Origin of the sequence: Flavobacterium sp. 22659, from assembly GCF_052044235.1 — a bacterium.
In the GTDB taxonomy this organism is placed as follows: domain Bacteria; phylum Bacteroidota; class Bacteroidia; order Flavobacteriales; family Flavobacteriaceae; genus Flavobacterium; species Flavobacterium johnsoniae.
In genome coordinates this window covers 95,272-110,560 of the sequence record NZ_JBQEMU010000002.1, presented here as the reverse complement: position 1 = coordinate 110,560, position 15,289 = coordinate 95,272, and the positions used below count along the sequence as shown (strand labels likewise).

At 32.0% G+C, this 15,289-nt stretch carries 14 protein-coding genes; 1 reads left to right on the top strand and 13 read right to left on the bottom strand.

Features of this window, described 5'->3' with window-relative positions:
- Nucleotides 1-86: 86 nt before the first annotated feature.
- The 5 genes from ACTJIW_RS02680 to ACTJIW_RS02660 all read right to left on the bottom strand — a co-directional run bounded on the left by ACTJIW_RS02680 (nucleotide 87) and on the right by ACTJIW_RS02660 (nucleotide 6,005).
- The gene (locus tag ACTJIW_RS02680) at nucleotides 87-1,520 is read right to left on the bottom strand and encodes a glycosyltransferase family 2 protein (RefSeq protein ID WP_440715645.1); all 1,434 of its coding nucleotides are present in this window, start codon (nucleotides 1,518-1,520) and stop codon (nucleotides 87-89) included.
- Nucleotides 1,521-1,532: 12 nt separating this feature from the next.
- Nucleotides 1,533-2,354: a hypothetical protein gene (locus ACTJIW_RS02675; protein ID WP_440715644.1), complete on the bottom strand. Its 822-nt coding sequence runs from the start codon at nucleotides 2,352-2,354 to the stop codon at nucleotides 1,533-1,535.
- 1 nt (nucleotide 2,355) lies between these two features.
- Complete coding sequence (locus ACTJIW_RS02670) at nucleotides 2,356-3,570, bottom strand: YaiO family outer membrane beta-barrel protein (RefSeq protein WP_440715643.1); 1,215 nt, start codon at nucleotides 3,568-3,570, stop codon at nucleotides 2,356-2,358.
- Nucleotides 3,570-3,935, bottom strand: coding sequence for a response regulator transcription factor (locus ACTJIW_RS02665; RefSeq protein ID WP_012025900.1), 366 nt, complete (start codon nucleotides 3,933-3,935; stop codon nucleotides 3,570-3,572). The genes ACTJIW_RS02670 and ACTJIW_RS02665 overlap by 1 nt, the downstream gene beginning before the upstream one ends.
- Nucleotides 3,936-4,016: 81 nt before the next feature.
- Nucleotides 4,017-6,005: an ATP-binding protein gene (locus ACTJIW_RS02660; RefSeq protein ID WP_440715642.1), complete on the bottom strand. Its 1,989-nt coding sequence runs from the start codon at nucleotides 6,003-6,005 to the stop codon at nucleotides 4,017-4,019.
- 296 nt (nucleotides 6,006-6,301) lie between these two features.
- On the opposite strand from ACTJIW_RS02660, the gene ACTJIW_RS02655 reads away from it, so the two are divergent.
- The gene (locus tag ACTJIW_RS02655; RefSeq protein WP_440715641.1) at nucleotides 6,302-7,219 is read left to right on the top strand and encodes a bestrophin family protein; all 918 of its coding nucleotides are present in this window, start codon (nucleotides 6,302-6,304) and stop codon (nucleotides 7,217-7,219) included.
- A gap of 205 nt (nucleotides 7,220-7,424) precedes the next feature.
- On the opposite strand, the gene ACTJIW_RS02650 is transcribed toward ACTJIW_RS02655, so the two are convergent.
- From ACTJIW_RS02650 to ACTJIW_RS02615, 8 genes are all read right to left on the bottom strand, one after another.
- Nucleotides 7,425-7,982, bottom strand: a complete 558-nt coding sequence (locus tag ACTJIW_RS02650) for a hypothetical protein (protein ID WP_121946364.1) — start codon at nucleotides 7,980-7,982, stop codon at nucleotides 7,425-7,427.
- Between the two features lie 135 nt (nucleotides 7,983-8,117).
- Nucleotides 8,118-8,861 (bottom strand): hypothetical protein, encoded by a 744-nt coding sequence (locus ACTJIW_RS02645; RefSeq protein ID WP_440715640.1) that lies wholly within the window; start codon nucleotides 8,859-8,861, stop codon nucleotides 8,118-8,120.
- Nucleotides 8,862-8,864: 3 nt separating this feature from the next.
- The gene (locus ACTJIW_RS02640) at nucleotides 8,865-9,452 is read right to left on the bottom strand and encodes a hypothetical protein (protein WP_121360984.1); all 588 of its coding nucleotides are present in this window, start codon (nucleotides 9,450-9,452) and stop codon (nucleotides 8,865-8,867) included.
- An 11-nt stretch (nucleotides 9,453-9,463) separates the two neighbouring features.
- Entirely contained in the window at nucleotides 9,464-9,889 is a 426-nt protein-coding gene (locus ACTJIW_RS02635; RefSeq protein WP_121360983.1) for a hypothetical protein, read from the bottom strand.
- A gap of 128 nt (nucleotides 9,890-10,017) precedes the next feature.
- Nucleotides 10,018-10,605 carry a hypothetical protein gene (locus ACTJIW_RS02630; protein WP_440715639.1) on the bottom strand — a complete coding sequence of 196 codons (588 nt, stop codon included), beginning with the start codon at nucleotides 10,603-10,605 and terminating at the stop codon, nucleotides 10,018-10,020.
- A gap of 13 nt (nucleotides 10,606-10,618) precedes the next feature.
- On the bottom strand, nucleotides 10,619-12,145 hold the full coding sequence (locus ACTJIW_RS02625; RefSeq protein ID WP_121360981.1) for a hypothetical protein: 1,527 nt from the start codon (nucleotides 12,143-12,145) through the stop codon (nucleotides 10,619-10,621).
- A gap of 26 nt (nucleotides 12,146-12,171) precedes the next feature.
- The gene (locus tag ACTJIW_RS02620; protein ID WP_440718435.1) at nucleotides 12,172-13,983 is read right to left on the bottom strand and encodes a type VI secretion system Vgr family protein; all 1,812 of its coding nucleotides are present in this window, start codon (nucleotides 13,981-13,983) and stop codon (nucleotides 12,172-12,174) included.
- Between the two features lie 175 nt (nucleotides 13,984-14,158).
- Nucleotides 14,159-15,289 carry an efflux RND transporter periplasmic adaptor subunit gene (locus tag ACTJIW_RS02615; RefSeq protein ID WP_440715637.1) on the bottom strand — a complete coding sequence of 377 codons (1,131 nt, stop codon included), beginning with the start codon at nucleotides 15,287-15,289 and terminating at the stop codon, nucleotides 14,159-14,161.

The window sequence follows — 15,289 nt, the reverse complement described above, 5'->3', positions numbered from 1 at the left end:
TGTTTTATTTTTTTTAATTTCCCCTAGTTTCTATGCCTGGAAACTAGGGGATTTTTATTTAAAGGAAAATTTAAAAACCGTAAAAATTATTCTTTTTTTGTAAAACCTTTTCTTGTCATTTCACCCCAGCCTTTCGTTCCCATTACTTTTTCTTTATAACCTATTAAAGCGGCATAAACCGTTAAAGGATGAAAATAAAAAGGCTCGATAAAAGCGGCTAGTAAAAGTTTGAAAAAATCTCTTTGTTTTGGGTATTTATGATACGTTTGTTCTTCACTGTACAAAGCAATAACCGAAAAGAAAACAGCAAAAGTATATACAAACAATAATAACAGAAGGAAAAAATGCCAATTGAGCAGTCCAAATATGAAAAATACAATAGTAATGACAAGTCCGATAAACTCAATACCAGGAGCCAGAAATTCAAATAAAGTCCAATACGGAATACTCAGCATTCCCAGTAATTTATATTTTGGATTCAGGAACATTTTTTTATGAAAATCTAATGTTTCAATTGTTCCTCTCATCCATCGGCTGCGCTGTTTTTTAAATATTTTAAAATCTTCAGGAGCTTCGGTCCAGCAAAGCGGATCCGGAATGTATCGTACAGAATAAGGCAAATTATTTTCGAGCATATAACGGCGCATTCTTACCACAAGTTCCATATCCTCTCCTACTGTTTTGGTGCTGTAACCGCCTGCAAGCAATGCTATTTCTTTATCAAATGCACCAAAAGCACCGCTTATTAGTAATAATCCATCGAGTCTGCCCCACGCCATTCTTCCCAAAAGAAAAGCTCTTAGATATTCTAAAACCTGAATTCTTGGCAGTAAAAGATCCGGCACATTTACTTCTATCAAACGTCCGTTTTTAATAATACACTGGTTTGCAATTCTCACCACACCGCCGGTTGCAATAATACGCTGTCCGCTGGATTCCAAAAATGGTTTTGCAAGTTTTAGAAGCGAATCTTTATCAAGAATACAATCAACATCAATACAAACAACATACGGATTTTGTGCAATATTAAGTCCGGCATTTAAAGCATCGGCTTTACCTCCATTTTCTTTATCAACTACAATTAATTTTTTGAAAGCAGCATTTCTGGAAACATAAAGTCCTCTGATTTTTTTTGTTTCAATCTGCTGATGAAAAGCAAGTTCTGTAAGAACAAGATCATAAGTATTAATTAAAACCTCCATAGAATTATCTTTGCTTCCATCATTAACAACAATTACTTCATATTGGTTGTAGTTTAGAGAAAGCAGCGATTTTACATTTTCTTCAATAGTAAATCCTTCGTTATAGGCAGGTGCAATCAAGGAAAGTTTAGGAGCAAATTCACTTGTTAGAAGTACATCATAATCTATAAAACTATTCTTTTTTAGATAGCCTCTTAATTCCTTCCCGGAAAGATAAGCCAATATGAGATAAGACGACATAATCAATATCGCATAAGCCAATATTAGAACTAAATATATGTGAGTAAAGATTGTTATTTCGTGATTAAAAAAAGTCATCAGCAATGCTTGTTAAACTGTTAATGTATGCAGAACATTTTGAGCTTCATACTTTATTAATGTATTTGAAGTCCTTTCTGTTAATTGCTCAACATAAAAAAGTTTTTGAGTCAATTTAAGCTCTTTTATAAGCTTTAAACCAAGTGTAACAACTGTAGTATTTTGTGATTCCAGCAAAAGTTCAATACCTTTTGTATCGCCTATATCATGTTTTTTAAAGGCATGAATAATATTAACCTGAGTCCAGTCGTCAATAGGATTTGTATGTTCAGAAAGGTGAACAATTCCTTTTGTTCCTGCCAGTTTAATACAGGCATTTATTGCCGTAATTTGTAAAATTTTATTTCGCGCACGGGAAAAGGTTATGATAAGATCAAAAGCATGATAAACATTCATTTCTGCAAGTTCTGTAATTCCTTTGCACTTTACATCCCATTTTAAACTTTTCAGTTTTTTAAATGAGTCGTTTTTAAGCTCAGAATCTTTGTAAAACTGTTCTAATTTTTTTGCATAAATACCATCATAATTTTTATGAAGATTTATAACCGATTCTGTAATAACTTCTCTAAAAAACTTTTTTTGAGACATTAATACATACTCATTATTCTTTAAAATATCTGAGAAAGAAATATCTTCAAAAACTACAGAAAAAAGCAATTTATCTATAAATGCATCATATTCAATTTTACGTCTTGCTTTTATTATATTTTTATTTCGGCTTTTAATAATTAAAAGGTACAGGAATAACGATGTCAATACAAAAAAGCAGATTGACAAGGTTAAAAAAGGCTCTACCCATGTTCCTCTCTTATAAAATTCCCATAAATCAGTCATCTTAAAATCGTTTCGTGATAATTATCTGAGCATTAAACCTGTTTCTGTATTCACCTGGCAGATATTCTTCGTATTCATACAGAAAAATTGGACGTACAAAAAATGAATCACCAAAACGGTGCTGATACTGCACCCCTGCTCTATAGGCTTTTAGCGGTTGTGTAAAATTACTGTACAAGTATAAATAAGGTACATTTCCATATTGAAGTTCAAATCTCACTACACGCTCTTTTTCTTCGTTAGTATGCTGAAAACTTAAAACATGAGAGAATAACTCGTTTCCGGTATCATAATACGGTCTGTACGCAATTGTATTAGTGCCCATTTTATACGAAATCTGTCCGGTCAGCAATGTTACATCATCAGTTTCAAAATGCATAAATCTGGCTCCTAAAGCATAATCAAATCTTTTTTGAGGTCTAAAATAATATTCGGCACCAACTTTTGCCACAGGAAATATCGTTTCGCCGGTTGAAACACCTGCATTGACATACAAATAATCTTTTTTTGAAAAAGTCTGATAATAATCTGCTTCAAACAATGCCTGAGTATCATTTTCTATATGCCCGATATTAGCACGCCCCACAAGAGCTGATTTACTAAACTTATGCGCATATTCGACGTAACCATAATGCATTGGCGCCTGTCCCGGATTTGATGTAGAAATATTTAAATAAGAAGCCGAAACCGCATTTTTTGTCTTACGGCCAATAAGCGTTCGGATTCCTTTAAAAGCCTGAGTGCTGTTTTCGTTAACCGATGCTTTTTCTATAATTTCCAGTGCCTCTTTGTCTCTGCCGAGTTTTTCAAGGCAGGTCACTTTTATTTTTAAAACATCAATATTATCAGGATCTGTTACCAGATATCGATCGCAGTACGAAATACATTTTTCAAAATCTTCTGTCCAATAATACACATTGATAATCGCCAGCAAAGCATCAGGATTAGGATTAACCCTGTCTGTCATTGGAGATAAGGCTTGTATTGCTGTTTTATATTCTTTTTTCCAGCTGTATACACGTCCTGCAAAAGTTTTTATATCTTCATTTTCAGGATATTTTTTAAGTAAAGGATCAATTAATGACAATGCTTTATCATAACTGCCTTTCTCTGCTTCACTTCTTGCATTTGCCAGAGTTTCATCAATATTAATTTCCTGTCCTGCCGCAGTAATAGAAATAAAGAACAGGATAATCGAATAGTATATAAATCTCATTAAACACGTGTTTTTAGTAATTTATTAATTCTCACCAAAAGTACGGCCGGACTTATAGGTTTTGCTATAAATTCATTTGCACCTATGTCAAAAGAATCAAGCTCTGTCTGTTCAACTCCCGAAGAAGTAAGTATAATTACAGGAATATCTGAATTTAGGGTCTGCCTAACATACTGCGTAATTTCCATTCCGCTTATGCCCGGCATATTTATGTCTGTAAGGATTAAATCGCAGCCATTATTTTTAATAGCTTCCAGTGCGTCTTTACCATCAGAAAACTGGTCAACTGTAAATCCTTTAGACTCTAAGAAAAAGGATAACGATTTGCGCAGGATATCATTATCTTCGGCTAAAATTATTCTCATGGCTCAAAATTTGTCTTTGGGGTAATCTTTATCTTGCAAAATCAAGAAACTAACGTAAAGCTAAAATTTATTTCGCTCTTATCATAGCTCTTTTAAATATTTAACTACTTCAATTATACCGCAATGAAAGATCTCTGCCTTGTCTGCGGCTTCACTTGAAAATTTTTCGTTTCTGGCTTCTTCTTCAATAACAGCCAAACAATTACTAAGATCATTAAGCATAAACATATCCATGCTGGATCTCATATTATGCGCTAAATTCTTTACTTTAAGATAATCATTGTTTTTAAATGCTTCTTCGAGTAAAGCCTCTTCTGCAGGGATTTTTTCGATAAAAAGATTAATCATATCCTTTCTAAAACCTAAATCACCACAAGCCATTTCATCGATAAAAGATAGATTTACCCTTCTTTTTCGTGTAAGCTTATAATCTGGATTCAGCACCGTTTTTATGGTTTCTAAAAGTACGGGCTGTTTAAAAGGTTTTGGCACATAACCATCCATTCCTACATTATAGCATCGTTCTTGTTCGCCCATAAGCGAATGTGCCGTCATTGCAATAATCGGAATGGTTGAGTTCATTTCATTTCTAATATATTCAGTAGTCTGATACCCGTCTTTAATTGGCATTTGAAGATCCATCAAAACCAAATCATATTCATTTTTTAATAAAAGTTCGATTCCTTCTTCACCATTTTCTGCAATATTTAGTTCAAAACCAAAATTCTGCATAACACTTTTTACCAGTTTTTGGTTCAAAACATTGTCTTCACAAAGCAGTATTTTAAGTTTCCCCAGACTTTCTCCTGTCAATTCTTCAATTGTTTCTTCAGTATCATCTGATTTCTTATAATTAATAACAAAGAAAAATTCTGAACCTTTATTCTGTTCGCTTTTTACATTAATTTCGGCATTCTGCAGTTCAATTAACTGCTTTACAATATTAAGACCAAGACCGGTTCCTCCAAATTTTCTTGTTGTACTGTCTTCTGCCTGAGTAAAACGTTCAAAAATCGTTTTAAGTTTTTTGGGAGGAATTCCAATTCCGGTATCTTTAACTGAGAATTTAAGAGTATAATGATTTTCTGTTTCTTCAATCATTTTTACAGAAACAGTTACCTCTCCTTCATGAGTAAACTTAAGTGCATTACCAATTAAATTAACCAATATCTGGTTTAATCTTCCTTCATCTCCAATAACCATTTCCGGCATATCGGCATCAAGAAAAAGATTGAATTCAACCTCTTTAGGAACTTTTATTTTAAGTAAATTATAAACATGTTTTAAGGTATTTTTTAAATTGAAAGGCACAGCTTCAATTGTCAGATTACCCGATTCCATTTTAGACAAATCCAAAATATCATTCACAATCAAAAGCAGGTTTTCTCCAGCTATCTGCACACTGTTTATATAATCTCGCTGCACAGCATTAAGTTTTGTCTGCGCAAGCAGATCTGTAAAACCTATAATTGCATTTAACGGCGTTCTGATTTCATGACTCATATTGGCAAGAAAACTATCTTTTGCCAATACGGCTCTTTCTGCAATTTTTTTCTGTGCATCAAGCTGAACGTTCTTTGTTCCAAGTTCCAGCTGGCTGATTACGTGTTTTGCAACAATTCTAAGTGCATTTCGCTGATCTTCGTTTAATTCTTTGGTAACATGGTCAACAGCACACAAAGTACCAATGTTATAACCGTCTGGTGTTGTTAAAGGAACACCAGCATAAAATCTCACATTAAAACCTCCCCTTACGTTAGGATCGTCTTTAAACCTGTCATTTTTAAATGTATCATTTATTTCAACCATTTTTGATTCCAAAATGGTATATCGGCAGAAAGAAATTTCACGAGGCACTTCAGAAATTCCAATTCCAATTTCAGATTTAAACCACTGCCTGCTTTCGTCTATAAATGAAATATGCGCTATTGGCACACCGCATATATACGAAACTAGTTTGGTAGCATCGTCAAAAGCATTGTCAGGAAGCGTGTCTAGTATATTGTAACGTTTTAAAGCTGCTAAACGTTCTAGTTCGTTGGATGGTATTGGTAATTCTGGAGTTTTCATTGTAACTAGTGGTAAAATGCATAAATATAAAAATAATTTGAGATAAAACGGGATTAAAAAATTTTATGACTCACGGTGTTAATTTGACAGAGAAAACCAAAGACCTAAAATTAATAAACAACTGTGTTCTTAAATTAAAACGAAAACAATAATTTTTCCTTGCATTATTTCTAAAACCAATCCGTTTTTACAGACTCAATAACCTCTATTTTTTCTACTTTTGTTGTAATCTCTGCGTATTAATGTGTTTTCATTAAATTCTCAGTCAATATTATCTCCTAATTCTGTGTTGAAAAATGATCATTAAGAAAAAAAACACGTGGTTTAAAATGCTCTTTGAATGGAGAGGTTCTGTTTTACCGCAGCTTTTACCAAGACTTTTATTACTGCTTTTATTTTCGTTTTCAATCGTGTATTTCAAGCCGTTTCTTATAGAAAAAAATCTACATATTAATCCGGCGGTTTTTACTTTATTTGGAATTGCGCTTGCTATTTTCCTGGGTTTTAGGAACAATGTAAGTTATGATCGTTTTTGGGAAGGAAGAAAACTTTGGGGAGCTCTCCTTAATGATACACGTTCACTTGCCCGTCAAAGCATCACGCTTGTAGAAGACAAAGAATACGACACAAAACGTGACAATTTTATCAATCTTCTTACGGCATTTGTTTACAGCCTCAAACACCAGCTTAGACATACAAATCCGGATTATGATTTAGACCGTCTGCTTCCAAAAGAAACAGCAGAACAACTAAAAATTGCACATTACAAACCTATTGTGCTTTTGAGAGAATTGGGAATTTGGGTAAAAAATGCCAAAGCAGAAGGAAAAATTGACAGCATGGCACAATTGGCTTTTGAAGAAAATTTAAACAAACTTTCGGATATTGTGGGCGGATGCGAAAGAATTGCAAGTACTCCAATTCCTTATACTTACAGTGTTTTACTTCACCGAACAGTTTATATTTATTGTTTCATGCTTCCGTTTGGTTTTGTCGAAACAATGGGCTGGATTACACCATTTGTTATTGTATTTATTGCTTACACTTTTGTAGCGCTTGAAGCCATTGCCGACGAACTCGAAGATCCCTTTGGGTTACAGCCAAATGATCTCGCTCTTGATGCCATGTCGCAAATGATCGAGAATACACTTTTAGAATTAAACAATAAAAAAATGCTTCCTGTTAAAAAACCAAAGGACTATTTTATTACTTAAATTTTATAATCAAAATTAAAAAACCAGCCAATAAAATCTATGACTGGTTTATATGATTCTATTATAAAATTTGTCAATACATTTTTAGACTAGACAATAAATATTGCACAAGCGGGAAGTTCGCGCCAGCGAGGGGATTAAAGGGATCAACTTAATTGCATCTCCAAATTTTAAATTAAAGTTTTTAAAATCCCCTTTTCCTAATCTATTTACCAGGAAATCCTATTCCAGCTTTATTCCATATTTTTTCATCTAACAAAACACCATTTTTATCATATTTTCTAATCTCAGTTTTAGCAGGAGTTTCAATTGTTATTTTTTTTTCACCATTTGCTGTAATCGTTACTACTTCAATAGTGTCTCCACAATAATAAACATCACTATCGGTAATTAGATTATCAGTTGAATCGTACATAGTAGCTTTATATATAAATCCATCTCTAACCAGGTATTTAGTTGTAAATATTTCACCACGCTTTATAAACTTTTCATCAAGTTTTCCGTCAATTTTGCCAGCCTTATTTACTGAAAATTTTGTAAAAAAATCATCGTATTTAATTATATAATTCCCTTCTTTTAATATTGTGTCTCGGGCAAGATCATAGCGGTTTTTATATTTAGTGGCTAGAACAGAAAATTTAAAAGTTACTGAATTAGGTCTAACTTGAAAATTCTCTTTATTTAGAGGTAAATAGTCAATATTTTTTTCTTGAGATAAAACGAACTGTTGTGTTAAAAGCACAAATGCAACTATAAATTTCATATTTTTTAGTCTAATTTATTTTGTAAAATATGTTGCTATATTTTGCTGAATTGTTGTTAATTCTGTATAGTAACAAGATAAATTTTAGATAGTCCTTTTTACCCAGATAGCGCCAGCAGGGATTTAAAATAGCAATTATTTTTTGTTTCTGAGATCTATCCTTTTTGTAAAATTTGTTTTATAATATTTTTCTATTTGTTGTCGATTCATTTCTTTGATGGTGTCAAATACATCAATATAGATTTGTTCATCACTATTAAATCTTGTTTCAATAAACATTGGCATTCCTAAATTTCTATTATCATAGAAGTAGATATTAAATCTTTTATTTTCGTCTGCTTTATACAAACTATCAATTATTTTTTTATTTATGGGAACATTAAGAGTTTCTGATAAAAATTTAAATTGTTCGCTATAATCATTATAATCAAGTTCACTAAAATTAAATTTACAATGTAATTTCTCTTCGATAAATTGATGTCTTTTATAATAGTAGAAAGTCCTGCTAAAAAAGGGGAAAATACTCGCCCTATATTTAAGCTGTAGATTATTAAAAGATTCTAAATATTCATTATAATAAATATGACTCAATTCTAAGCCAGTAGTATTATAAGATAAGTAACTAATATTTCCGCTATTTCCATCGTCAAATGAATTTAGTCGAATCATTTTCAATCTATTGTTTTTAATTTCAATTTTATAAGGGATATATACGTTGATGACCTTTTCCCAGTCTTCATTTATATCTACACGAAACTTTATTGGAACATTAGTTGCTCTTTCTTCTTTTATTGTAATTGGTTTTTTAAAATAATTCCACATTATTACAATTAAAAAGCAAATTATAATAGCGATTAAAGTCTTTTTGTACTTTTTCATAATCTACCAATTAATTTTTTTGTTCACATAAAAAAACTTACCATCTTTTCTCATTATTTTAAATTTAATAGAATCATTAATTTTTTTAAAATCATTAATGATTTCTATATTGTTTTTTCTAAACTCATCATATCTTATTAATTTTATTGTGTCATTATTCTTTAGATTATCTACTGATTTATTAATGTTATATTTTTGAAGCAATTTCAGTGCATCTTTTCTTGAAATCAAATGATTTCGCTCTTTTAATACTATAGTAATTGAGTCATCTGATAACTCATTAAAATCTAATTGCCTAATTGGCTTTGTTTTACTTTCTTTATTGTAAACTTCATAATCAAAGTAATCCTTATCTAAAATTTTATTATTTACAATATAGATCCAGGTTATGTATTTAATAGATGATTTTATTTTGATTTCAAATTCGATTGGAATACTCATTCTAATACTGTCTTTTTTGGTATTACGATCCAAATAATTATCTTCAAATGTTACAATTTCATTAGAACTAACTTGTGTTACTTCTATTGGAGATTTTGCCTCACAGGCAACTAAAAGCATAAATGCTAAAACATATAATTTATTTTTCATTGCTATTTCTGTTAATTATTTATAAAAATAGTTTCAACATTTTCTATGGACTGATTGGTATCCTTATTTTGAATTGTATAATAAAATACAGTATAAATTAAGCTTTGATGATATTCAAAATTATCAACCGATTTTCTGTATTCTAAAAGATCATTTTCTATGTCTTTTATAGTCTTGTATTTTCCAAGTAACAATTTATTTATTGCATTTTGGGTCACTTTTATAAATTGGTAATCTCCATATTTCTCTCTATTAAAATCTTCAGAACTTACTAAACGATAGATACCATTAATCCCATTGTCTTTTGCTTTTTCAACATCATGTACCACAATATTATCCCAAACTTCTTCAATCGGTTTACTTATACTTGGATAAACCACCGCATTCAAAAAGTCTAAAAGGAACAAACATTCTGGTAAGAGTCTCCATTTTTCCATCCATTCCAAATTTGATTATATCTATACTGTTTATGATGAAGTTCAATTTTTCGGCATTTTTTAATATTGCATTACGTATCCCAACCTGTTTAAAATAATCCAATTGGCTTACTTATTCTTGTGTTTTTTTACCAATTGATTTTTTTATCTAGAAAGAAAAAATACTTTTCTCCTCGAGTCACCTTAAAGCTTATTGAATCTGCAGTTTTATTAAATTGATTAATAATTGACTTATTTTCAATTCTAAATTTGTCATAAGTTGTCAATTCAATAACTGAATTCGATTTTAGATCATCTAAAGATTTATTATTAGTATACTTTGCTATTAATTTCGACGCTTCTAATCTGGAAACCAGACAGTTATTTACTTTTACTAAGACCATAATTTTTTTATTATTTGATAAAGAATTAGATTCTAGCTGATACATTCTTTTTAGTTTATTTTCGTTAATATAGAAATCATAATCATAAAAATCTTTATCAAGAATTTTGTTATCAATACTAACATTCCAAGTAATGTATTTAACTTTTGATGAATTGATTAGTATTTCAAATTCTATAGGAATGCTGATTCGAAAACTATCTTTTGCAATCTTACGATCGCGATAATTATCTTCTAAGGTTACTATTTCTTTAGAAGGAATTTGTTTAATACTAATAGGGTCGCTTTTACAAGAGAATAGCATTAAAAATAAAAGAAGACATGAATATTTCATAAATGTTTATGTGTTAGTTTATAAAAATAGCATCGATGTATGTTATTAATCTATCTGTTTTTTCCTCTGTTTTTGAATAATGAAGGATGGTATAAATCAAACTTTCTTCATATTCATAATGTTCCATCGTTTCTCTTTTTTCTCTTTGTAAAACTTGCCAATTATCTAAAGATTTGATTTCTCCAGTAAGGATTTTATTTAGTATTTCTTCATTTACTTTGGTACATTCATAATTTCCATATCTTTCTTCATTAAATAACCTTCCTTTGGCTAGTTCATAAATTCCTCTAAGTCCATTATCCTTTGCTTTTTCAACATCATATACTACAATATTATCCCAAACTTCTTCAATAGGTTTGCTAATACTTGGATAAACCACCGCATTCAAAAAGTCTAAAGGAACAAACATTGTGGTTAGAGTTTCCATTTTTCCATCCATACCAAATTTGATTGTATCTATACTGTTTATGATGAAGTTCAACTTTTCAGCATTTTTTAATAATGCATTACGAACCCCAACCTGTTTAAAATAATCCAATTGGCTTATACCTTTAGTAGTTATAAGTTTTTCTTCTTTTTTATAACCAAAATTGGCTGCTTGGGTAATTTCATACAATTCACCGCCATTATCAAATACAGGTTTAGTATAAATTCTACGACTGTATTCTAACTTACCCATATTATTTACAAGATGTCCTTTTTTAAGTTGTTTTATGGCAATAGAATATCTAAGTTTATCACTATACTTAACCATTTCCTCTCGCAATTCGAACATCGCATTGTTTTTTATATTCTCACAAATCTTGTCCATTACATTTTCAAGTTCTTTTGTTGGCTCTTCTGTAGCTACTATCCCTGCTGAAAATACTATTATCTCTCCATCTGCTGACCTGATTTCTGGAAAACCATAACCTTCATAAGCTGGCTTTATAAACAAAGTGGTTTTAGAAGGATATACATCGAGTATATTGTTTTTAGATTTCCAGTAGGTATTATGATATTTCCAAGTCCAATAAAACTCAAGACAGCCATTAATACTTCCTTTTTGATCTTCTTTAATATCAATATGCCATTTTGGGTTTAAATACAGCTCTATTGTTATTCTGTGCTGTCCGTTTACTTCTCTAACCATAACAGTTTTGTAAACCCTTTTCCCATCAAATTCGGCATCATCAAAAATCGTCAGATCATTAAAAGGATTGTCTTTGTCCCAAAGCTGAAACGTAATACTTGTTCCAACAGGTATACGTTCGCTTACGTTTAATTGAAAATACACCGTTTCTTCTAAATAGGCTTTAGGCCAATTAGAATCTTGTTCTGGTATGTTTCTTATTCCTTCATAATCTGGACTCCACCAGCCTGAAAAAGCTTTTTGAGGTTCTTCTTTAATAGGTCTGGCTTCTGGTTCTCCATAAGTATATTCTCGCGCATAATAATTGATAGGCCCGTTTGAATTTATTTCTATTTCATTGGCAAATTCTCTAGATACTCCTCTGGTAATATAAGTGGCATTTCCACCAACATATCTGGTTTTGGTCATAACTTTTAGTGTTAAATGTTATTGGGTTAATTTTGTCTCGTATCTTCAGAACTATTGTTTTTTATAGTTTTATCAGAATGAAATTCATGTCCATTTTCACTTTGAGCTGTACTTTTTCCGGCAACAGTATAATTTTTATCTTTTTTGATATCTGAATTTAAATCTCCCACTATATGTTCATCATGATTGCCGCCAACAAAAAAGGTACTGCTGCCTATAACTTGAGTATCCATAATCCCTCCAACCTGTAGAGTTTTATTTATACCCGCAGTTTCGAGAATATTAGTTCCCGCTTTTACTGTAATACTTTCCGTTGCCTCAAAAACAATATTTTTTGCTCTAACGGTAAAAGTTTCCGGCGTTGTGGCATTTATGTTTTTGTTCTCTTCGTCTAGATGAATTTCATTTCCGCTTGGGTCAGAAAGCCAGATTCCAACTTTTTCAACAAATTTTAGTAACATCCCGAAACGGAGTTTCCAGCCTTTAATACTGTTTTTGCTGTCAAAAAACTCAGGTTTTGCCTGTCCGTTGTAGTGTGAACCGGATACATAAGGAAAGTCAATATTGCCGTTTTCAAAACTTACCAATACTTCGTCTCCAATTTCTGGTCTCCAGTACATTCCTCTTGAAGAACCGGAATAATACTGCATCACACGAATCCATTCGGTTTTTGTGCTTCCTGTTCCCCAGTAAAAGCTGACCTTTACACGTCCTAAACTTTCGGGATCGTTGTTGTCTATTACAATAGCAGGCTGATTTTCTGCTTTTGCAAAAATTTCTATATTGGTATAATACGGTGCCGAAACATCGGCAGGAATGGCTTTGAACTCACAGGTGTAATTACCGTGAACTTCAGAATGGTGTATAACTTCTACGGCTACAAGTTCATGTTCGACAGTTTCGTTTTGGATAATAAAAATCTGCCCCACACCTATTGGCAGATACGAAACACCTGTATAAAAAACACTGTTTGCATCTCTGCCCGCCGTTTGCAGTTTTACCATTTCTTCTATTTGAGATGCATTTTTTACCTGATTGGTAAAAGCCGCAACAAACAAATTGGGCTGAGCGACCGATGCCTGCCTGTCTAAAGCTGTTCTGGAAAAACCGTCACCGCTTCCCTGATTTGTTTTGGGCTGAGAACTGACAATTTGTTTTGCATTATTATAATCATAAGCTCCAAAAGCTGTTTTATGTGATGCCAAGTGAGTCTGAATACCAAATTTATGCAGTGAAGCACCATTGATAAGTTTGACCTTACTGTTTTTGAGCTGTCCAAACTGCATGCGCATTCCGTCAAAATACAGCCATTGTCCGTAACAGGCCGAAAGTCGTTTCAGGAAGTTAAAACTTGTTTCGTTGTACTGTGCTTTGTAATCAAAAATTGTGGTGAAAGTAGGCGCTATTGCCTCTCTGTTATAAAATTCGCCGGCAGTTTCATTGGCAAAAATATCAAGTGCAATTTCCTGCAGGTTACGGTCTAAAAATGTTCGGGCTTTTTTTAAATCATCAAGCAGAATAGTATGGCTTATTCCTTTTACATAAAGTCCTCCCGGACTTCCGCCGACATCATAAGATTCAAGGTTTGTAATAATTCCTTTTGCCATTAACTGGATTCCGGTAAGGCTTTTAAAAGTAAAAATAACTTCCCGCCCCTGATATCTGCGAATTGCAGCGGCTTGTTTTAGCGGATCAATAACTGCTTCTGCCGCATGCTGCCAGACAAAAGAAAAATAATGGTGATCCATCATTTTTTGGGTGATCTCTAAGTCATAATAAACAACATTTTTGCTAAAGTCATCGATAGTTATTTTTACCTGATCTGAAAATCTTGCCATAAGAACATGTTTTTTAGTAATTAATATACTTGTAAACATATCTTTACAAATTTTCAGAAACAGCCGCTAAAAGGTATTATTATAACAGAATAAGGTAAATTTTAATGAAGGCTTATTAAATCAAAAAAGGCTGTCTAAATTGACAGCCTTTTGTTTTATATTATTTGTTTTGTTGTTAATTATCACCTCCATTCATAAAAGTCATTAAAAGCGTATAAGCATTTTTGATTACAATTTTTGAGGATTTATCTATTAAAGATGATTTAATCTGTCGGTATCCGTTACTGGAACTTCCTGTTTCAACCGGAATCATTTTATATTTTTGGTTTTCAGTATTTGAAAAAACATAAAACTTATTCTGCCATTTTACAATCGCATCTTCGGGAACTGTAAGCGCTTTTTCGTTTTCAAATTCAGCTTCGGCATTAATAAATAAACCGGGAATTAATGCATTGTTGTATGTGTTTAATTTACAGACAACTTCGGCTGCACGGTCTCCGTTAAGACTTTGATTAATGTAAGCAATTTTTGCGGCATATTTTTTTGAAGGATCGGCATTGGTAAAAACAGAAACAGTCTGCCCAACAGAAAGCAGATGAACATCTTTTTCAAAAGCATTCATAACCAAAACTACATCGCTGGTTTCCATTAATTCAAAAAGCATATCAGTAGGAGAAATATATTTTCCAACGTTTACATTTACTTTAGAAACCAAACCGTTTATAGGCGAAAGAACCGAAACCGTTTTACTGATATTAGAAGCTGATAATGTTTTTACATTAATGCCTGACAAAGAAAGTTTTTGTGCCAGCGATGCCATATAAATGCGCTGTGTCTGCATTTCTGCAGCAGTTTGTTCAAACAATTTATCGCTGCTTGCTTTTTTTGCGTTCAGTTCTTTTTGTCTGTTATATTCACTTTGAGACAGCTGGTATTTTTCTTTTGCAGTTAAATAATCCTGTTGCAGCTGAATGTACTGCATATCTTCGACTACAGCCAATAACTGTCCTTTTCTAACATGCATTCCCGCCATTAAATCGGTTTTTTTGATGTAACCGCCTAACGGAATACTTACGCTCACAACGCTTTTGGGAGGCACCGTAACAGTTCCCTGCAGTTCTAAAATTCCTTTTACATTTTTCTCCTCAGGATTTCCTGTTGCCAATCCGGCGTTTTTTACCTGCGAATCGCTTAATTCAATTGTGTTTTCCTGTTTTTGTACTTCAGTTTTTTGTTCTTCTTTTTTATCGCTTTTGCATGATATCATCAAAACAAGACATAAAACAGCTGTTATATAAGTTTTCAT